The sequence below is a fragment of the Arthrobacter sp. TRD_SC_6 genome (genome assembly GCF_055361185.1).
On record NZ_CM143953.1, the window covers coordinates 2,801,202 to 2,820,767 of the forward strand.

Here is a 19,566-nt window from a genome sequence, read left to right on the forward strand (position 1 = left end):
CCCCGGCTGGAATCCAGTCGGGGCATTTCGGTTTTGGTGAATCAGTGGGTGTCTACCGCTTCCACTTCGGCGCGGTCCTCGCCCCACAGGGTGTGGAAGGTACCTTCGGTATCCACCCTGTTGTACGTGTGGGCCCCGAAGAGGTCCCGAAGCCCCTGGGTCAGGGCAGCGGGAAGGCGCTTGCGGCGCAGGGCGTCGTAGTAGGCAAGTGAAGATGAGAACACCGGAACCGGAATCCCGAGCTGCACTGCGGTGGAGACAACCCGACGCCAAGCGGGGACAGCACCGGCGATCGCCTCAGCGAACGCGGGAGCCAGAAGCAGGTTGGCGGGCTGATTGTCAGCCGCGTAGGCCTTCATGATGTCGTCCAGGAGTTCTGCCCGGATGATGCAGCCGGCACGCCACAGCGAAGCGATCTCGTCGAGCTTGAGATCCCAGCCGTACTCCTTGGCTGCGGCAGTGAGCATATCAATGCCCTGCGCGTAGCTGACCAGCTTCGATGCGTACAACGCGAGGCGCACGTCCTCGACGAAGTTCTCGGGCAGGTCCACCGAGGCTTCGTGGCCCTGGAGGATGCCCTGCGCGAGTTCCCGCTGATCCCGCTGTGAGGAAAGACCGCGGGCGAACACTGACTCTGCAATGCCGGAGGTTGGGCTACCAAGTTCAAGGGCCGACACGACGGTCCAGCGCCCGGTTCCCTTCTGGCCCGCGGAATCAACGACGACGTCGACAAACGGCTTACCCGTCCGGGAGTCAGTGTGCGCGAGCACCTCTGCAGTGATCTCGATCAGGAACGAGGACAGGGTTCCTGTGTTCCACTCGGTGAAGATCTGCGCCTGCTCGGCCGGCTCGATTCCTGCTGCGGTCCGGAGGACGTCATAGGCTTCGCCGATGACCTGCATGTCGGCGTATTCGATACCGTTGTGAACCATCTTGACGAAGTGGCCAGCGCCGTCAGTGCCGACCCAGCGGCAGCACGGTTCCCCGTTGTACTTTGCGGAAATCTTCTCCAGCATCGGGCCAAGGGAATCGTAGGATTCACGCGAACCGCCGGGCATGATCGAAGGGCCGAGGAGTGCACCCTCCTCACCGCCTGAAACACCGACACCAACAAAGTGAAGATCTTTCTGAGCCAAAGCGGCTTCGCGGCGGCGGGTGTCCTCATAGTGGGAATTGCCGGCGTCAATCACGATGTCACCTGGCTCGAGGAGCGGTTCGAGCTGCTCAATGACGGAGTCCACCGGGGAACCCGCTTTCACCATGATCAGGACGCGGCGCGGCTTTTCCAGCGAATCCACCAGTTCCTGCAGTGACTCGGTCCGGATGAAGTCGCCTTCGTCACTGTACTTCTCCAGCAATGCGTCAGTCTTTTCCACTGACCGGTTGTGGAGAGCCACTGTGTACCCATTGCGGGCGAGGTTCCTTGCCAGGTTCGCTCCCATAACGGCTAGGCCGGTTACGCCGATTTGTGCACTCATCAGTTCTCCATCTGCAGGTCTGCCCCATGGCACGGGGCTTTGAAATATCCGACGCCCCTGTGCGCCTTGGCAGTTCTACCCTATTACCGGCGTCCGGTATGAAGCCAGACGGGCGCTCTTCGTGACGGCGGCGTGCAAGTGGTACGAAAAAACCCCGTCTTCCCGGCGACCTTCCGGCCGGGCACGACGGGGCTATTCTGGTGGGTCCTACCGGGATCGAACCGATGACATCCACGGTGTAAACGTGGCGCTCTACCAGCTGAGCTAAAGACCCAAAGCGAATCTCAGGAGCAACCTATGCCCCTCATCACGAGGAACGACTCTACCGGAACTCCGCCGCCGAACGCCAATCAGCATGAGTATCAGCGGGGAGCTTCGATCGAGGGAAGCCGGGCTGCGAGATAAGCCAGCGCCTCGGAAACACCAGCTTCCACCTTCAACGTCGCGAACTCATCTCCGCGGGTAGCCCCACGGTTGATGATCACTACGGGCTTTGAGTCCTTCGCAGCGTGCCGGACGAAACGCAGACCGCTCATGACTGTAAGAGAGGATCCCGCAACCAGGAGCGCACCGGCGTCGTCGACCATCGCGTACGCACGCTCCACTCGGTCCTTGGGTACGTTCTCACCGAAGTAAACGAAATCGGGCTTCAGCATTCCGCCGCAGACAGGACAGGGAGCGACCGTGAAATCATCGGTGTCGTCGACGTCGGCATCCGCATCGGGCGCGACATCTCCTGCATCGCCGGTGCGGCCGAGGTAGCCAGGGTTCAGTTCCTCCAGCAGGACGGCGATTTGCTGGCGTGGAAACTGGCTGGAGCAGTCGAGGCAGATGACCCGGTCATAAGTGCCGTGCAGGTCGATAACATTCCTGCTCCCACCGCTGGTATGGAGCCGGTCAACGTTCTGGGTGATGAGACCGGTGAGCAGCCCGCGCTCCTCCATGAGCGCAACGGCCAGGTGCCCCGCGTTTGGATCGGCCCGGCGAAGATGGTGCCAACCGACGTGGTTTCGTGCCCAGTACCGCCGCCGAAGGGCTGTGTCGCCCACGAACTGCTGATAGGTCATCGGGCTCCGGGGCACGGAATCGGGTCCGCGGTAGTCCGGGATGCCGGAATCGGTGCTTAGCCCAGCTCCCGTGAGGACGGCCAGCCGTAAGCCAGCGAGTAGTCTTACGACATCTTCCAGCCTGGCCAGCTCCACTGAACTCAAGGCACCCACCCGCAACTCCTCTCCGTTCCTGAACCCGGTCAGCCCGAACCCAGGAAGGGATGCGGCATGCGGGACGGAGCCGGGACCATTCATCACAGACCGCGAACTCCCGTGAGGGCGCGCAGTGACGCCTGGTAATCGCCGAATGCACGTGCCTGTCCCAGTGGGGCGTCAATACGGGACCGGAGCAGGCCGCCGTCGTCGATAAAGAACGTGGCGCGGCGCGCATACCCCTTCAACTGGTCCAGCACCCCGTAGGACTCCGCTACGGCTCCGTGCGGCCAGAAGTCCGCCAGCAGATCGAATGCGTAGCCCCGATCCTCCGCGTAGGCGCGGAGGGTGTACTTGTGGTCCACGGAGACGCCCAGGACGCGGGCGTCCCGGCTCGCGAATTCCTGTACCTGCGCCTGTAGTTCATCCAGCTCGGAGGTGCACACGCGTGAGAAAGCGAAAGGGTAGAAAACCAGGACCACTGGTGAGCCACGTAGGGAACTCAGGCTGATGGGTTCCCCGTGCTGGTTGGACAGTTCGAACCCGGGCGCTGGTTCGCCAATGATGGGCAGTGGGTCCACCTACTGCTTGCGGCGGCTTACCAGCCGCGTGGCAGCCCAGTCGCGGGAGACTCCCGCCGAGGACGTAGCGTGAAGACCGGCGGTCGGTGCTGCTTCCTCGACCTCCGACGGCGGCACGTAGCCGTCCCTGCCCGACTTCGGGGTGAGGAGCCAGACAACGCCGCCCTCATCGAGGCTCGTCAGGGAATCTACGAGGGCGTCGACAAGGTCACCGTCGTCGCTGCGCCACCACAGCATGACGCCATCGACGACGTCCTGGTCCTCCTCCGTCAGGAGTTCGGACCCTATTGCGTCCTCAAGGTCAGCCCGGAGATCGAAATCAACGTCTTCGTCGTAACCAAGTTCCTGAACAAGGTCGCCGTCCTTGAAACCCAGTTTTTCCGCCACGCTACCCGCGGTGGCGGCTTCGGCCTCACCCAATTTTTTCCTCCCGAAAGACGGTTTAGACGGCAGCGCTTCCTGACTGCCTGACCTACCGTACGTTGTATGCATTACTACCAGCCAACACCCTAAAGCGCTACGCTTCAACCTGCGCTCCGGCCCGGCAGTACGACGACGGCGGCAGATCCGGCTTTGCCGGCCGCTACAGGACGCGCAGGCCGCGAAGTCGGTGTGGTTTGCCGGGACGTAATCTAAGCCGCCCCCCTGCCGTTCAGCTACGCATCGATCACGCCGCGGGGCTAGAGTGTCACAGGAATCCTAAGATCCGCTAACAAGGATCGGATTCAATGAGCTTCGACGAGCAAAGGCCCGAAGCGCGAAGTCGTAAACATCGCAGACATAATCTGCGGATTGGAAGAGGTTTTGGCATGGCTGCTGATCAAGGGATTGTGGGTTCGGGTTCTGTGGATTCGGACCCGGAGGAGACGGCGGAATGGCTCGAGTCGTTTGATCAGCTTGTCGACGTTGGCGGGTCGGAGCGGGCCCGTGAGGTCCTCGGACGCCTGCTCGCCCGTGCCGGGGGTCGCTCGGTCGGTCTGCCGGGTGTAGTCACTACCGACTATGTGAATACGATTCCAGTCGACCAGGAACCTGAGTTCCCCGGAGACGAGGAAATCGAACGCAAGTACCGGGCTTGGATGCGCTGGAACGCTGCCGTCATGGTGCACCGCGCCCAGCGTCCGGAGATCGGCGTCGGCGGTCATATTTCCACCTACGCCGGAGCAGCGACGCTGTACGAAGTCGGATTCAACCACTTCTTCAAGGGCAAGGACCACCCCTCCGGCGGTGACCAGATCTTCTTCCAGGGCCACGCTTCACCTGGGATGTACGCCCGCGCGTATCTTGAGGGCCGCCTGACGGAGGAGGACCTTGACGGGTTCCGGCAGGAAAAGTCCAAGGAAGGGCACGCCCTTTCCTCATACCCGCACCCCCGGTTGATGCCGGAGTTCTGGGAATTCCCCACGGTTTCAATGGGCATCGGTCCCATGAACGCGATCTACCAGGCCCAATCAAACCGGTACCTGCACAACCGCAAGATCAAGGACACCAGCGGCCAGCAGGTGTGGGCGTTCCTCGGAGACGGCGAAATGGACGAGCCTGAATCCCGCGGCCTGCTTCAACTTGCTGCCAACGAGGGACTGGACAACCTCAACTTCGTGATCAACTGCAACCTGCAGCGCCTCGACGGACCGGTGCGCGGCAACGGGAAGATCATGCAGGAGCTTGAAGCATTCTTCCGCGGTGCAGGGTGGAATGTGATCAAGGTCGTCTGGGGCCGCGAGTGGGATGACCTCCTTACCAATGACACCAGCGGTGACCTGGTGAAAATCATGAACGAAACCGCTGACGGTGATTACCAGACCTATAAGGCTGAGTCCGGCGGATTCGTCCGTGACCACTTCTTCGGGAAGACCCCCGCAACCAAGGATCTCGTCGCGGACATGACCGACGCCCAGGTATGGGGGCTCAAGCGTGGCGGACACGATTACCGCAAGGTCTATGCGGCATACAAGGCTGCGACTGAATTCAAGGGCAAGCCCACCGTCATCCTTGCGAAGACAGTCAAGGGCTACGGTCTTGGAGCACACTTCGAGGGCCGCAATGCGACCCACCAGATGAAGAAACTCACGCTGCAGGATCTCAAGGACTTCCGTGACCACCTGCGCATTCCCATCTCGGACGAGCAGATCGAGGGAAACCCCTACAACCCGCCGTACTACCACCCAGGCGCGGACTCCCCCGAAATTCAGTACCTTCACGAACGGCGCAAGGTGCTCGGCGGGTACCTGCCGGAGCGGCGCAGCAAGCACACCGATCTTGCCCTGCCCGGTGACAAGGTCTACGAGGTTGCCAAGCGTGGTTCGGGCAAGCAGCAGGCAGCCACCACCATGGCCTTTGTGCGCCTGCTGAAAGACCTGATGCGCGACAAGGAGTTCGGCCAGCGGATCGTGCCGATCATCCCGGACGAAGCCCGTACATTCGGCATGGACTCGTTCTTTCCCACCGCCAAAATCTACAACCCGAACGGCCAAAACTACCTGTCCGTTGACCGCGATCTGGTCCTTGCCTACAAGGAGTCGATCGAAGGACAAATCCTCCACGCAGGCATCAATGAGGCAGGTTCCGTAGCAGCCTTCACCGCGGCAGGAACGGCATACGCAACACACGGGGAGCCTCTTATCCCCATCTACGTCTTCTACTCAATGTTCGGATTCCAGCGCACCGGCGACTCCTACTGGGCTGCCGGAGACCAAATGACCCGTGGGTTCATCATCGGTGCCACGGCGGGCCGGACCACCCTGACCGGAGAGGGCCTCCAGCACGCAGATGGCCACTCACCGATCCTGGCGTCCACGAACCCCGCGGTCATCACCTACGACCCCGCCTACGGGTACGAGATCGGGCACATCATGCGCGATGGGCTCGAACGGATGTATGGCGAAGGAAATGCGGTTTCGGGCAGTGACCCGAACGTCATGTACTACGTCACGGTCTACAACGAGCCCATCCTTCAGCCGGTTGAGCCGGACGGCCTCGATGTGAATGGCCTCCTGCGCGGGATATACAAGGTCCATGAGGGCCACTCGGCGGAAAATGCACCCAGGTCGCAGATTCTGGCTTCAGGCGTGGCAGTCCCCTGGGCCCGCGAAGCGCAGCGGATCCTCGCCGACGAATGGGGCGTGTCAGCCGACGTATGGTCCGTTACCTCGTGGACGGAACTGCGCCGCGACGCTCTCGCCGCCGAGGAAGAGGCCTTCCTCAACCCCGGCGAAGAGCCCCGGGTTCCGTTCATCACCCAACAGCTCGGCGATGCGCCAGGACCGATCGTCGCAGTGACGGATTATATGAAAGCTGTTCCCGACCAGATCCGCCAGTTCCTCCCGCAGGACTTCGCGACCCTGGGCGCAGACGGCTTCGGCTTCTCCGACACCCGCGCCGCAGCGCGTCGGTACTTCAAGATCGACTCGCACTCCGTCGTCGTGCGCACGCTGCAACTCCTCGCCAAGCGCGGTGAGGTGGACGCAGAAGCGCCACGTCAGGCGATTGAGAAGTACTCGCTGCTGGATGTTAACGCCGGTACCACCGGCAACGCAGGCGGCGACTCCTGACCCACCGAATTGATGCCGGCCCGCCGTTCTGGAGAGTTCCAGCGGCGGGCCGGCTTGTTTCGATGTCCGTCGCTGCAAGCTCCAGGCAGAGGGGACTTTGTAGCCTTCGCACAAATGGAGACCGCGCGCTGGAAACCGTATGCTCAGTCCATGGCATCGTCCTCCGGCCCACGCGGCACATCCCTGCCGGCGCCCGATCCCGCGACATTGGACCGGCTGCGCACCCAGATAGGTGCGCTCTCGACAGCAACACTGAAGCAGCTGGATTCCTCCCTGCCGTGGTACAGGAACCTTCGCGCCGATGAGCGCTCTGCCCTCGGACTGGTGGCCCAGAAAGGGATTGCGTCCTTCGTCAACTGGTACCAGAAGCCGGTCTCACCGGCGTGGGTCCTCAGCGACGTCTTCGGTACCGCCCCGACTGAGCTGACGCGCTCCATTAGCCTGCAGAAGGCCCTGCAACTGATCCGGGTCGTTGTGCAGGTGGTCGAGGACCAAGTGCCAGACCTCGCCGCGGACGCCGATCAGGGGCCGCTTCGCGAAGCTGTACTCAGGTACTCGCGGGAGGTCGCTTTCGCGGCAGCAGACGTATATGCACGAGCCGCAGAGACCCGCGGCTCGTGGGACACCCGGCTTGAAGCTCTGGTGGTTGATGCGATTCTCCGGGGAGAGAGTTCAGACGCGCTGCGCTCAAGGATTGCGGCTGTGGGCTGGAAGTCGCAGGCGCGCATCACTGTAATGGTGGGGAGTTCCCCCGCTGAACCGAACGCCATGTTCCTGAACGAGTTGAGGCGGACCACCGGGCGGCTGGCGGAGGACACCCTGGTGGGTATCCAGGGTGACAGGCTGATCCTGGTATTGGGTGGCGTTCAGGACCGGGACAATTCCTACCGGAAACTGAGCGAACTGTTCGGTCCTGGATCCGTGGTCTATGGACCCGAATCAGCCTCACTTGTTGAGGCGAGTGGTTCAGCCCAGGCGGCGTTCGCGGGCCTGACCGCCGCGCGGGCCTGGCCTTCCGCGCCACGGCCGGTCGCAGCTGACGATCTCTGGCCCGAGCGGGTTATTTCCGGTGACGACACCGCCCGCAAGGCGTTGCTGCGGAACATCTACAGGCCATTGGCAAATGCGCAGAATGGCCTTGAGGAGACCCTGTCCGCGTATTTGTCCCTCGGACATTCCCTCGAAGCCACCTCGCGCGAATTGTTTGTTCACGCCAACACGGTCCGGTACCGGCTGCGGCGCGTATGCGACATCACCGGCTGGGATCCGCTGCTACCCCGGGAAGCCTTCGTTCTGCAGACAGCACTCGTCATCGGGCGCCTCGCTCCGCCCTTGAAGGGGGCACCGGACCGCTCAGGTGGTAGGGCGGACCGGGCGGCGTCGTTGTAGACTTCCTACAAAGTGCCTTCCGGAGCTTCGTGTACCGGGACACCCTTGTTCTTACCTCCTCTTTGGAAAGCTTGATACGTGCTTGCAATTCTCTGCCCGGGACAGGGCTCCCAGACCCCCGGCTTCCTGACCCCTTGGCTCGACCTGCCAGGCGTCCGCGGGCACGTGGCCTCACTGAGTGAAGCCGGAGGGGTTGATCTCCTGGAGCACGGAACGGTTTCGGACGAGGAAACTATTCGCGATACAGCGATCGCCCAGCCGCTCATCGTCGCAGCGGGACTCGTTGCGGCACGCGTTCTACTCGGTGATGCGCAGTTGACTTCCTCCACGGTTGTAGCTGGGCACTCCGTGGGTGAACTGACCGCATCTGCCATCGCCGGTGCCTTGTCGGAGCAGGACGCCGTGGCCCTGGTCCGTACTCGTGCGCGGGCGATGGCCGCAGCAGCGGCAGTTACCCCCACCGGCATGAGCGCGGTTCTGGGAGGAGATCCTGCAGAGGTCACCGCCACCCTTGACCGGCTCGGGTTAACCCCTGCAAACACCAATGGTGGAGGCCAGGTTGTCGCCGCCGGCACCCTGGACCAGCTATCCGCCCTCTCTGCAGAACCGCCGTCCAAGAGCCGGGTCATCCCGTTGAAAGTTGCGGGCGCTTTCCACACCCACCACATGGCTGCGGCGGTGGAAGCCCTTGAAAGCCTGCGTCCGGCGCTCTCACCGGTTGCCCCGCTCGCCACGCTGCTTTCAAACTACGACGGCGAGCCCGTTACCTCAGGTGACACGAACCTCGACAGCCTGATCGCCCAGGTCTCACGCCCAGTCCGCTGGGACCTCTGCATGGCCAGGCTGCAGGCAATGGGCGTCACCGGCGTGCTCGAACTTCCGCCGGCAGGTACGCTGACGGGACTTGCCAAAAGGGGCATGCGCGGGACCGCCAGCCTCGCAGTCAAGAGTCCGGACGATCTCGACGCTGCCCGTGCATTCATCGACGAGCACTCCCGCACCGCTGGCCCCACTGATGCTCCCATCGCAGAAGGAAACGAGTGACTACTCCCACCCTCAAGCAAGCCTCCCTGCGGGAAAATACCCGGATTCACGGACTGGGCATCTTCCGCCCAGACGTCATCGTCACCAATGACGACATCTGCCAGTGGATCGATTCGTCGGATGAGTGGATCCGCCAGCGCACGGGAATCGTCACCCGCCACCGTGCGGACCGCGAGACGTCCGTCATCGACATGGCAGAGGCCGCTTCGCGCGCAGCGCTCGCCGACGCCGGAATCGAGGCGTCACAGTTGGGCGCAGTACTTGTCTCAACTGTCACGCACCCCTACGCCACCCCGTCTGCCGCCGCCCAGCTCGCTGACCGTCTCGGCGCCACCCCGGCTCCGGCTTACGACATCTCCGCCGCCTGCGCCGGCTACTGCTACGGGATTGCCCAGGCTGACGCCTTGGTGCACGCCGGTACGGCCGAGTACGTGCTCGTCGTCGGCGTCGAAAAGCTCTCCGACTTCATTGACAATGCGGAGCGCACCATTTCCTTCCTCCTGGGCGACGGTGCAGGCGCCGTTGTCGTCGGCCCTTCGGACACCCCAGGCATTGGACCCTCCGTCTGGGGCTCGGACGGCAGCAAGCACGAGTCCATCCGGATGACGCACTCGCTGCTCGATGTGCGGGACCTCTCGCTGGCGGCGCTCAACGACGGCGAAGCTGCCTTTACTGGAGCCGCGGAGTCACCTATCTGGCCCACCATGCGCCAGGACGGACCAACCGTCTTCCGGTGGGCGGTGTGGGAAATGGCGAAAGTTGCTCAACAGGCCCTGGACGCGGCTGGCGTCCGTGCTGAAGACCTCGTAGCGTTCCTACCCCATCAGGCGAATATCCGGATTATTGACGAGATGGTCAAGCAGCTTAGCCTGCCCGACCACGTGGCGGTTGCCCGTGACATCGTGGATTCCGGTAACACGTCCGCAGCTTCAATTCCCCTCGCAATGCACCGGCTGCTTTCCGAGAATCCTTCGCTCAGCGGAGGGCTCGCTTTGCAGATTGGTTTTGGTGCTGGCCTGGTATTTGGTGCCCAGGTCATAGTTCTCCCTTAGATTTCCGCTTCAGCCCGCGCGTTTCGTGCGGTCTGATCAAACCGAGCCGGCCACACAGGCTGGAACACAAGAGAAGGAGCCGTCATGGCTAGCAACGAAGAAATCCTCGCTGGATTGGCCGAGATCGTCAATGAAGAGACTGGGCTCGCGCCCGAGTCGGTGGAGATGGACAAGTCCTTCACCGACGATCTCGACATCGACTCAATCTCCATGATGACCATCGTGGTCAACGCTGAGGAAAAGTTCGGCGTGCGCATCCCGGACGAGGAAGTAAAGAACCTCAAGACCGTTGGCGACGCCGTCAACTTCATCGCCAACGCCCAGTCCTGATTAGATGCGGCGGTGGCACACCCATCGCCGCATGCAGGCACTTAGTCCAACCCCGCAACCACGCAGCAGAGAGTGAACCATGACACGCAAAGTAGTCATCACGGGCCTGGGCGCCACGACACCCATCGGCGGTGATGTGCCGACCATGTGGAAGAACGCCCTCAAAGGCGTGTCCGGCGCTCGCACAATCGAGGCAGACTGGGTTGCGGAGTACGAGCTACCTGTCACTTTTGCCGCACAAATTTCCACCCCGGCAAGTGAGGTCCTTACCCGCGTCGAGGCGAAGCGGATGGACCCTTCCACGCAGTTCGCGGTCATAGCATCGCGCGAGGCATGGCGTGACTCCGGTATTGAGGAAGTGGACCATGATCGGCTTGCCGTCGCTTTCGCTACGGGAATAGGTGGCGTCTGGACGCTCCTCGACGCGTGGGACACTCTTCGCGCGAAAGGGCCCCGGAGGGTCTTGCCGATGACAGTGCCAATGCTGATGCCGAACGGCCCGGCTGCGGCCGTCAGTCTCGATCTGGGTGCGCGCGCAGGCGCGCACACACCAGTTTCCGCATGTGCTTCCGGTACCGAAGCCCTTCACCAGGGAGTGGAGCTCATCCGGTCTGGAAAGGCCGACGTCGTCATGTGCGGCGGAGCTGAAGCCGCCATCCACCCGATGCCGATCGCCGCGTTCGCATCGATGCAGGCGCTCTCACGGCGAAATGACGATCCTGAGCACGCTTCGCGGCCTTACGACATCGACCGGGACGGGTTCGTCATGGGCGAAGGTGCGGGCGCGCTCCTTCTGGAAGCGGAAGAGCACGCACTCGCTAGAGGTGCGCGAATCTACGGCGAGTTGGCGGGCACCTCCGTCACAGCCGACGCCTACCACATCACGGCGCCTGACCCTGAGGGGCTGGGAGCGACCCGCGCGCTGAAGGCTGCGTTGTTTGACGCGCGGGTACAAGCCTCTGATGTGGTGCATGCGAATGCACATGCCACATCTACACCTGTTGGTGATAAGCCCGAATATGTCGCGCTCAAGACCGCCCTCGGCAGCCACGTGGATTCTGTGGCAGTGTCCGCGACCAAATCGCAGACGGGCCACCTGCTGGGAGCCTCCGGCGCAGTGGAAGCGGTCATGACAGTACTTGCTGTCTATGAACGTAAAGCACCCCTGACGATCAACCTTGAAAATCAGGATCCAGCCATCCCACTCGATATCGTCACCTCACCCAGGGACCTGCCCACGGGAGACATCGTGGCATTAAGCAATTCGTTCGGGTTCGGCGGGCATAACGCCGTCATCGTGGTGAAGAACGTCTAGCAACGTCCCACGCAGAAGGGCCCAATCCACTTGCTGTGGATTGGGCCCTTCTGCTTAAAGCGCTATGGATAGATCCGCAGGTTACTGGAGTGCCGCCCTAACCGACTTGATGCAGCCAGCGAACCGGTGCTCCCTCGCCTGCGTGCCGGAAAGGCTCGAGTTCCTCGTCCCAGGACTCCCCCAGCGCGAGGGACAGCTCATGGTAGACCGCAGCAGGGTCTCCGGCGCCGGCTTCGTATGCGTACCGAATGCGGTCCTCGGAGATCATCACGTTGCCGTGTACGTCGGTAGTTGCGTGGAAGATGCCCAGTTCGGGAGTATGGGACCATCGACCGCCGTCAACACCGGCGCTTTGCTCTTCGGTGACCTCATAGCGGAGATGCGCCCACCCGCGCAAGGCCGAGGCGAGCTTGGCGCCCGTACCTTGCGGCGCTGCCCAAGAAAGCTCAGCGCGGAACATTCCGGGCGCGGCGGGCTGAGGCGACCACTGCAGGTCGGTCCGCTGATCAATCACGGAACCGATGGCCCACTCGATATGAGGGCACAACGCAGAGGGGGCTGAGTGCACGTAGAGAACACCGCGGGCCATCACAACAGACATTCCATCCTCCATAGCTCTAGGTACGTCTTCCCCAACGACCTCAAGCTCAGGATGGAACAGGTTCTCCGGACCGGCAAAACTACCAACCACGGTACATTGTGCCGTATGATCCGGAATTCCGCCAGTGTAATTCCGATGGAGACGGGCGATCCGGCCGGAGTTGCGCTACCCGCGCGACGCACCTCCACCTTCACGCTCTGGGATGCGCCTGTTGGTAGCTGCGGCGAAGTCTCTCGACCGACACGTGGGTGTAGAGCTGTGTAGTGGCGAGGCTGCGGTGGCCGAGAAGCTCCTGGACCGCCCTCAAGTCCGCACCGCCGTCGAGCAGGTGTGTTGCTGCCGTATGGCGGAGCGCGTGCGGACCGCTCGCGCCGGACCCTTCGATCGTGGCAAGCAGACTCTCGATCACCGAGCGCGCCTGCCGCTGATCAAGTCGGCGCCCGCGCGGGCCGATGAACAGCGCAGGGCCGGAATCGGCACGAACCCACTTCCCACGCCCCCTGGTCAGCCAGTCGTGCACCGCATGGGCTGCCGGAACGCCGTAGGGAACGGTGCGTTCCTTGTTTCCCTTTCCCAGGACCCTCAGGGTGCGTCGATCCGTGTCGAGGTCGTCGATGTCGAGGCCAACGAGTTCCCCTACCCGGATTCCCGACCCGTATAGCAGCTCCAACACCGCGCGCGCCCGCAGGGCCATCGGATCCCCACCTACGGCAATGGACTGCGTTCGCGCGAGTACAGGCGCCAACTGACCCGTGGAAAGCACAGCAGGCAGAGCATTTTGTCGCTTCGGCGCCTTGAGCCGCAACGACGGGTCAGTCTGTATCAAATCCTCGCGAACGGCCCAGGCCAGGAAGGCGCGCACCGTCGAAGCCCGTCTGGCGATAGTTGCCCGTGACAGGGATCCTCGGTCGAGGGAACCCAGCCAGGCTCGAAGACAGCTCAGATCAACCTCGTGAAGGTACAGCCGTCCACTGACTTTCGCGAAGGCAGCAAAATGAGCAAGGTCGCCGCGGTACGCCCGGACGGTATGGGCAGACCGATTCCGTTCCTGCAGGAGGTAGCGGCTGAACCCCTCGATGGCAACAGCTATAAGCGCACTGTCACTGTGACTGTGACCGCGTCCGGCGACCATGAGCTCCTCCCTTCGACGGCGAACCTCGCCTTCAAGGACTGCAATCAACTGTGCGTCACAGGCGTGGCAACCTCAAGGAGGCTCACCGTGCGCTCGCGCTCCCTTACAGAGCCACTACGCTCTGGGACCACTCTCGCCGTCGGCCGATGCGCCTCCGGGCGCCGATGCGACTCGTGTTTCTCTTGCCGTGGCTCCTGTTACTCCTGCTGCGCAGAGGCCCGGGTGCTTACTGCTGCCTCAAGTTCCAGCAGGGCCCGCTTCACGGCAACCCCGGCTGCGTACCCCGTTACCTGACCCTTCGCGCCGACAACCCTATGCCCGGGAATGAGGATCGAGAGCGGGTTGGCGCGCACAGCCGCGCCGATAGCGCGCCCCATGGCCTCATTGCCGAGTGCTGCCGCGATCTCCTTGTAAGTGCGGGTGGAACCGTACGGCACCTTAGCAACCGCAGCCCAGACGCTGCGCTGGAAGTCGGTTCCGGTGACGAGTTCGAAGCACGGAAGCGATGCAACCCGTCCGTTGAAGTAGGCCTTCAACCACTCTGACGTCTGGCGGAAGACTTCTCCGGCGGCCTCCAGGTCGATTTCCCCGTTGTCAGTTCCTTTCGTGGAGGGCTCGGAGTCAACTTGTGCATCACCGTTCAGGCCGAAATCCGCACGCGGGTCATACGGCCTGCCCAAAAGCACCGGCGAAGGCTCCGGAGAGTGGTACTCGTGGTAGATGCCGACGAGTTTTCGCCCACTCGTTACAAGGACAAGGCCTCCAATTGGGCTTTCGACGATGGTGAACATGTACATCTGCTTTCCTCTCTTATCTATCTTGTTGGGTTCTTGGTGTGAGCGTGAGGTTGCGATGGTCAGCGGCCATTTCTACGCCACCCGCCGTCCCCTGAACGTTGCGCCAGTCCGCCCGCCTCCAGGCGGCCCAAACCGGCCAGGATTCCAGGTAGGCTCAGGCCGGCCACCGTCGCCAGCTTGTCTACGGTGGAGGTGGCCCTTACTGGAAGTGCGTCCAGGAGGAGGAGATCCTCTACGCAGAGACCGTCATGAATGGCCGGTTCCCCCTCGTGGTGTTCAGTAGCTGCGATGGTCAGAGGCCCTGCTAGCTCGGCGATCTCAATGGCGTCGGTTACGCAGATGGCGCTACCGTCGCGCAGCAGCCGGTGACAGCCGGCCGAATTCGGCGAGTGGACGGGACCCGGCACGGCTCCCACCGCACGCCCCAGTCCGGCGGCATGATGGGCGGTGCTAAGCGCGCCTGAGCGCCAGCGGGCCTCCACCACGACCGTGACAGTACTGAGGGCAGCGATCAGCCGGTTGCGCTGCAGGAACCTGTATCTGGTGGGTGAGGATCCTGGGGGCACTTCGGAGATGAGGAAGCACCGGCGAGCGACCTCCCGGAGAAGCTCCTCGTTGCCGGCCGGGTAGTAGCGATCAATGCCGCAGGCCATCACCGCAAGCGTGGGCTGTGGGTGATCCTCACGTGCTGCGGTAAGCGCGGACCGGTGAGCCTGGGCATCGATCCCGTAAGCGCCCCCCGAGATGATGGTGTAACCACGAGCCACCAGCCCGCTCGCCAGGTCCCCGGTTACGGCTTCGCCGTAGTTGGTGCTGTCCCTCGAACCAACGAGCGCTATGGTGCGTTGTGAACTGGCGAGGAAGACTTCGCCCTCGCCCCGCACCCAGAGACATATCGGCATTGCCTCCTGAAGGTCGGTGAGTGACTCTGGCCAGCCCTCTGCTTCGGGCGTCAGGATAGTCCCGCCGAACCTGCGGACCGTTTCGAGGTCACGGTGTGGTGCCAGCTCCCTTGCCCGAGAATGCCAACGGGCGACAGATTGAGAGAGCATGTCCGTCCGGACCCGGTGCCCATTTTCCGATAAGAGCTCCAGAAGGCTCCTGAATATCGCAGGACCGCACTGGAGATCTCCTGTTGCGATGCGCAACGCCTGCTCCGGTCCGGCGGCCGCGACGAGTGCCATGCCCACGTTGTCCGAAGAATCGACCAGCCGAGACAGCGCGGCCCTGGCGACCTGTGTATCTGTCCAGTTCACGCCACGGCCTCCTGTGTCCTGAAAAGGATCGCCATGTCGACGTCATCGCGGTCGGGCATATTCTTCCCCGCAAGGTCAGCAATTGACCAGGCGACCCTGAGAACCCTGTCGTAGCCTCGTTTGGTAAGGGTGGCCGTTTCCATCCTCAGATCCAGTGACTCGGTCGCTTTGCGGGAGAGCCGCAACTCGTTGTGGAGGAGGGGTGCAGGAACTTCCGCGTTGGTCTGGATGTCCCAACGGGCCAGCCGTTCCCGCTGCATGGCGCGTGCAACGGTGACCCGCGCCGCGATGGCTGCGCTGGATTCCGTACGCGTGGAGCCTGCGAAGTCCTTCAGGGCCACCCGGTGTACGGCCAGTTGCAGGTCCACCCGGTCAAGTAAAGGGCCGGACATGCGGTCGAAGTACCTGCGGCGCTGTTGAGCGGAACAACTGCAGTCCATGCCCTTCCCGCTTGCCATTCCGCACGGACACGGATTTGCCGCGAGTACGAGTTGGAAGCGGGCAGGGTAGGTGGCGGTTCCAGCAGCGCGATGAAGGACCAGCTCGCCGCTCTCGAGCGGTTCTCTGAGTGCATCGAGGATTCGTCGCTGGTACTCGGGGGCCTCGTCGAGGAATAAGACGCCCCGGTGAGCCCTGGACGCGGCACCGGGTCTAGGGATTCCGCTTCCACCGCCGATGATCGAGGCAGCACTGGCTGTGTGATGTGGACTTTCGAAAGGGGGACGGCGTTTGAGTTTGCGACAGGAAACCGCGCTGCCCAGGGAATGAATCGCCGTGACTTCCATTGCCTGTTCGTCTGTGAGGTCCGGAAGGATGCCTGGTATCCGTTCCGCGAGCATCGTCTTACCCGCGCCCGGCGGTCCGACCATCATGACGTGATGGGCACCGGCGGCAGCCACCTCCACCGCGAAACGTGCTTCCGCCTGCCCGGCAACGTCCGACATATCTTTGGGTACGAGCGTGACATCCCGGGTATCCGCCTGCAAACCCAAAGCGCCATGCCCTGGAACCGGGAGTTCCACCATTGATGCGTCAGCCCCGAAGGCAAGTGCTACTTCAGGCAAGGAATCAAAGCTTCGCACCGACGCCTGCGGCACCAGTGCGGCCTCGGCAGCGTTCTCGCTGGCCACGACAACCTGCACGAAACCGGCTTCGACTGCCGCCATCACCGCCGGGAGCACCCCACGCACCGGCCTGAGCCGGCTGTCAAGGCCGAGTTCAGCGAGAAAGACGGTACTGCCGCAGTCACGGACGTCGCCAGCCGCTGCTAGCGCGGACATGACGATAGCCAGGTCGAAACTGGAACCACGCTTCGGCAACGACGCCGGAATCAGGTTCACCGTAATCTTGCGACGGGTCAGGGGAAGGCCCGCATTCCGCGCTGCGGCCCGGATCCGTTCCTTCGCTTCGGAAAGCGAAGCATCCGGCAGCCCAAGAAGGACGAATGCGGGCAGGGTCTGGCCAATATCTGACTCGACCTCCACGATGTAGCCGTTCATTCCGACCAATGACACCGCGTAGGTGCGCCCCAACGGCATCAGGTCACCGCCCGCAGGTGATCGATGACAGGCGTTGCGACGCCGTCGTCGACTATTGCGATGGCATCGACGCGGAAACCCGCGAACCGCAGATCGTGGGCGCGTGCCCAGCGGGAGGCGAGCAGGTATAGCCGCTCGAGTTTGCCGGGGGTGATGGCTTCGAGCGGGTGGCCGTAGTTCTCCGACGAGCGGGTCTTCACTTCGACCACAACGAGTGTGGCGCCCTCTACCGCAACGAGGTCAATTTCCCCGACCGTACACCGCCAGTTGCGGTCTATGACCCGCAGCCCGGCTTCCTCCAAGTATTGGGCGGCGAGAGCTTCGCCCCGCCTGCCCAGTTCGTCTTTTGTCCTCATGCGAACACCTCCGGTTCCAGCCTGACGGAGGTTGGAACCGGAGGTGCGGGCTCAGACGCTTTATGTGGGTAACTGCAGTGGATCAGGCCGGTTGTGGAGTTGGACTCAGGCGCCGAGGGAGCCGTCTTTGGGAAGCGGAATGTCATCTGTCTTCGCCAGCTCTTCGACGTTCACGTCCTTGAACGTGATGACCCGCACCGTCTTTACGAACCGCGCTGAACGGTAGACGTCCCACACCCAGGCGTCATTCAACGTCAGGTCAAAATAGATCTCACCATCAGCAGAGCGTGCCTGCAGGTCTACGTGATTCGCGAGGTAGAACCGGCGCTCCGTTTCGACCACGTAGTTGAACAGGCTGACCACATCACGGTATTCGCGGTAGAGCTGCAGCTCCATGTCGGTTTCATAGTTCTCGAGATCTTCGGCGCTCATGAACCCATCATCTCCCAATTTCCACGGCCGGAACGCTCATCCGCGCAGCGTTGCCCAGACGCCAGGTACGCCGGTGCTCGGCGCTGGGTCCCAACCCATCAATCGCATCACGGTGACCGGAGGTGGCATAACCCTTGTTTATTTCCCACCCGTAACCGGGGTACTCGAGGGCGAACTCGGTCATCATCCGGTCACGCTCCACTTTTGCGAGCACACTCGCGGCTGCAACGCTCAGGCACTGGAGATCCGCCTTGATCCGGGTGTGGACCGGAGCATCACAGGTGATCTCGTGGGTCTCGACATCGTCGAAAAGGGTGCCCTGCGCTTCCGGGGCAAGCCAGTTGTGGTTTCCATCGAGGATTACGGCATCAGGACGGACCGTCTGGCGTACCTGCGCCCAGGCCCGGTTGCCTGCCGCCCGGAGAGCACCCATCAGGCCGAACTCGTCAATTTCCGCAGCCGTTGCATGGCCCACGCCGTAAGCGAGCGCCCAGCGCTGAATCTTCGGGACCAGCGCTTCCCGGTCGGAGGCGGAGAGCAGTTTGCTGTCCCGCACGCCGCGCAGACCTTTTACAGCGGTGATGTCGACGACCACCAGCCCCACGCTTACGGGCCCGGCAAGTGCGCCGCGGCCTACTTCATCGCACCCGGCCAGGAAACGGTGGCCCTCTGCGAGGAAGGAGCGTTCGTACCGCAGTGTCGGAGCTTTTCCGGTCATGGCCCCGCATCCGAACCGGAGGCCTCGGAGGGGGCTGGAACGCCGTCGAACACCTCGGGATAGTTGCCCAGGAAGCCGAGCCGGTTCAATGGCCAGGCGATGACCGCAGCCTTGCCCTCCACCTCTTCAACGTCGATGAAACCCTCCCCCGGCTTGTCGCGGTTGGCCCGGGAATCGGCGGAGGCATTGCGGTGGTCGCCCATGACCCAGATCTTCCCTTCAGGAACGACGACGTCGAATGGAGTGTCCGAGGGGTTTGCGCCCGGGAAGAGGTAGGGCTCGTCCAAGGCCTCGCCATTGACAGTGATCCGGCCGTCAGCGTCGCAGCAGATGACGCGGTCACCCTCCAGTCCTATGACGCGCTTGACCAGGTGTTGCTGTGATTGGTCGGGCAGTAGACCTATGAAAACCAGCGCGTCCTGGAACCAGTTAGTCGAGGTGGTGCCTGGTGCGGGCTCAGGGAGCCAGCTCTGGGTGTCACGGAAGACGACGACGTCGCCCCGTTCCAGCGCAAAAGGCTCCGGCACGAGCTGGTTGACGAAGATCCTGTCGTCGACCTCCAGTGTGTCCTCCATTGACCCCGAGGGGATGAAGAATGCGCGGAACAGGAATGTTTTGATGAGGAATGACAGCAGCAGGGCCACCGCAACGATGATGAGGATTTCCTTCGCCCAGCTGCCGATGCTCCGGCTCGCCGAGGGAGCAGGCGTTGCCTCGCCGGGTGCATCGAAACGCGGCGTGTCCGCGGGCTCTTCCGCGCCGTCGTTCGGTGTCTCCGGGTAAGTCTTTGCCAT

19 protein-coding genes and 1 tRNA gene are annotated in these 19,566 nt (G+C 62.8%); 6 read left to right on the forward strand and 14 right to left on the reverse strand.

What is annotated here, in order from left to right; all coding sequences use genetic code 11:
- Positions 1 to 41: 41 nt before the first annotated feature.
- The 5 genes from gndA to ACWA1U_RS13305 form a co-directional block, all read right to left on the reverse strand.
- On the reverse strand, positions 42 to 1,478 hold the full coding sequence (gndA, locus tag ACWA1U_RS13285) for an NADP-dependent phosphogluconate dehydrogenase (protein WP_463722639.1): 1,437 nt from the start codon (positions 1,476 to 1,478) through the stop codon (positions 42 to 44).
- 198 nt (positions 1,479 to 1,676) lie between these two features.
- A tRNA-Val gene (locus ACWA1U_RS13290) sits at positions 1,677 to 1,752 on the reverse strand.
- Positions 1,753 to 1,840: 88 nt separating this feature from the next.
- The gene (locus ACWA1U_RS13295) at positions 1,841 to 2,782 is read right to left on the reverse strand and encodes an NAD-dependent protein deacetylase (RefSeq protein ID WP_463725048.1); all 942 of its coding nucleotides are present in this window, start codon (positions 2,780 to 2,782) and stop codon (positions 1,841 to 1,843) included.
- Complete coding sequence (locus tag ACWA1U_RS13300; RefSeq protein ID WP_463722640.1) at positions 2,782 to 3,261, reverse strand: peroxiredoxin; 480 nt, start codon at positions 3,259 to 3,261, stop codon at positions 2,782 to 2,784. Before ACWA1U_RS13300 ends, ACWA1U_RS13295 begins: the two co-directional genes overlap by 1 nt.
- A complete protein-coding gene (locus ACWA1U_RS13305; RefSeq protein ID WP_463722641.1) occupies positions 3,262 to 3,681 on the reverse strand; it encodes a DUF3052 domain-containing protein in 420 nt (139 codons plus the stop codon).
- 389 nt (positions 3,682 to 4,070) lie between these two features.
- On the opposite strand from ACWA1U_RS13305, the gene aceE reads away from it, so the two are divergent.
- The 6 genes from aceE (at position 4,071) to ACWA1U_RS13335 (ending at position 11,942) form a co-directional block, all read left to right on the forward strand.
- Positions 4,071 to 6,812, forward strand: a complete 2,742-nt coding sequence (gene aceE, locus ACWA1U_RS13310) for a pyruvate dehydrogenase (acetyl-transferring), homodimeric type (protein WP_463722642.1) — start codon at positions 4,071 to 4,073, stop codon at positions 6,810 to 6,812.
- Between the two features lie 150 nt (positions 6,813 to 6,962).
- Positions 6,963 to 8,201, forward strand: a complete 1,239-nt coding sequence (locus ACWA1U_RS13315) for a PucR family transcriptional regulator (RefSeq protein ID WP_463722643.1) — start codon at positions 6,963 to 6,965, stop codon at positions 8,199 to 8,201.
- 78 nt (positions 8,202 to 8,279) lie between these two features.
- Entirely contained in the window at positions 8,280 to 9,245 is a 966-nt protein-coding gene (locus tag ACWA1U_RS13320; RefSeq protein ID WP_463722644.1) for an ACP S-malonyltransferase, read from the forward strand.
- A complete protein-coding gene (locus ACWA1U_RS13325) occupies positions 9,242 to 10,297 on the forward strand; it encodes a beta-ketoacyl-ACP synthase III (RefSeq protein WP_463722645.1) in 1,056 nt (351 codons plus the stop codon). Before ACWA1U_RS13320 ends, ACWA1U_RS13325 begins: the two co-directional genes overlap by 4 nt.
- Positions 10,298 to 10,381: 84 nt before the next feature.
- A complete protein-coding gene (locus ACWA1U_RS13330) occupies positions 10,382 to 10,627 on the forward strand; it encodes an acyl carrier protein (protein ID WP_463722646.1) in 246 nt (81 codons plus the stop codon).
- A gap of 79 nt (positions 10,628 to 10,706) precedes the next feature.
- Positions 10,707 to 11,942 carry a beta-ketoacyl-[acyl-carrier-protein] synthase family protein gene (locus tag ACWA1U_RS13335; protein ID WP_463722647.1) on the forward strand — a complete coding sequence of 412 codons (1,236 nt, stop codon included), beginning with the start codon at positions 10,707 to 10,709 and terminating at the stop codon, positions 11,940 to 11,942.
- Between the two features lie 97 nt (positions 11,943 to 12,039).
- Here the strand turns inward: ACWA1U_RS13335 and ACWA1U_RS13340 are convergent, their stop codons facing one another.
- The 9 genes from ACWA1U_RS13340 to lepB form a co-directional block, all read right to left on the reverse strand.
- Positions 12,040 to 12,543, reverse strand: coding sequence for a DUF3145 domain-containing protein (locus tag ACWA1U_RS13340; protein WP_463722648.1), 504 nt, complete (start codon positions 12,541 to 12,543; stop codon positions 12,040 to 12,042).
- A 190-nt stretch (positions 12,544 to 12,733) separates the two neighbouring features.
- A complete protein-coding gene (locus ACWA1U_RS13345; RefSeq protein ID WP_463722649.1) occupies positions 12,734 to 13,675 on the reverse strand; it encodes a tyrosine recombinase XerC in 942 nt (313 codons plus the stop codon).
- A 197-nt stretch (positions 13,676 to 13,872) separates the two neighbouring features.
- On the reverse strand, positions 13,873 to 14,472 hold the full coding sequence (locus ACWA1U_RS13350) for a methylated-DNA--[protein]-cysteine S-methyltransferase (RefSeq protein ID WP_463722650.1): 600 nt from the start codon (positions 14,470 to 14,472) through the stop codon (positions 13,873 to 13,875).
- A gap of 59 nt (positions 14,473 to 14,531) precedes the next feature.
- Complete coding sequence (gene dprA / locus ACWA1U_RS13355; RefSeq protein WP_463722651.1) at positions 14,532 to 15,728, reverse strand: DNA-processing protein DprA; 1,197 nt, start codon at positions 15,726 to 15,728, stop codon at positions 14,532 to 14,534.
- Positions 15,725 to 17,266: a YifB family Mg chelatase-like AAA ATPase gene (locus tag ACWA1U_RS13360; RefSeq protein ID WP_463722652.1), complete on the reverse strand. Its 1,542-nt coding sequence runs from the start codon at positions 17,264 to 17,266 to the stop codon at positions 15,725 to 15,727. The genes dprA and ACWA1U_RS13360 overlap by 4 nt, the downstream gene beginning before the upstream one ends.
- A complete protein-coding gene (locus ACWA1U_RS13365) occupies positions 17,266 to 17,622 on the reverse strand; it encodes a YraN family protein (protein WP_463722653.1) in 357 nt (118 codons plus the stop codon). Before ACWA1U_RS13365 ends, ACWA1U_RS13360 begins: the two co-directional genes overlap by 1 nt.
- Positions 17,623 to 17,727: 105 nt before the next feature.
- On the reverse strand, positions 17,728 to 18,054 hold the full coding sequence (locus ACWA1U_RS13370; RefSeq protein WP_299165671.1) for a DUF2469 domain-containing protein: 327 nt from the start codon (positions 18,052 to 18,054) through the stop codon (positions 17,728 to 17,730).
- 7 nt (positions 18,055 to 18,061) lie between these two features.
- The gene (locus ACWA1U_RS13375; RefSeq protein ID WP_463722654.1) at positions 18,062 to 18,772 is read right to left on the reverse strand and encodes a ribonuclease HII; all 711 of its coding nucleotides are present in this window, start codon (positions 18,770 to 18,772) and stop codon (positions 18,062 to 18,064) included.
- Complete coding sequence (gene lepB / locus ACWA1U_RS13380; protein WP_463722655.1) at positions 18,769 to 19,566, reverse strand: signal peptidase I; 798 nt, start codon at positions 19,564 to 19,566, stop codon at positions 18,769 to 18,771. The genes ACWA1U_RS13375 and lepB overlap by 4 nt, the downstream gene beginning before the upstream one ends.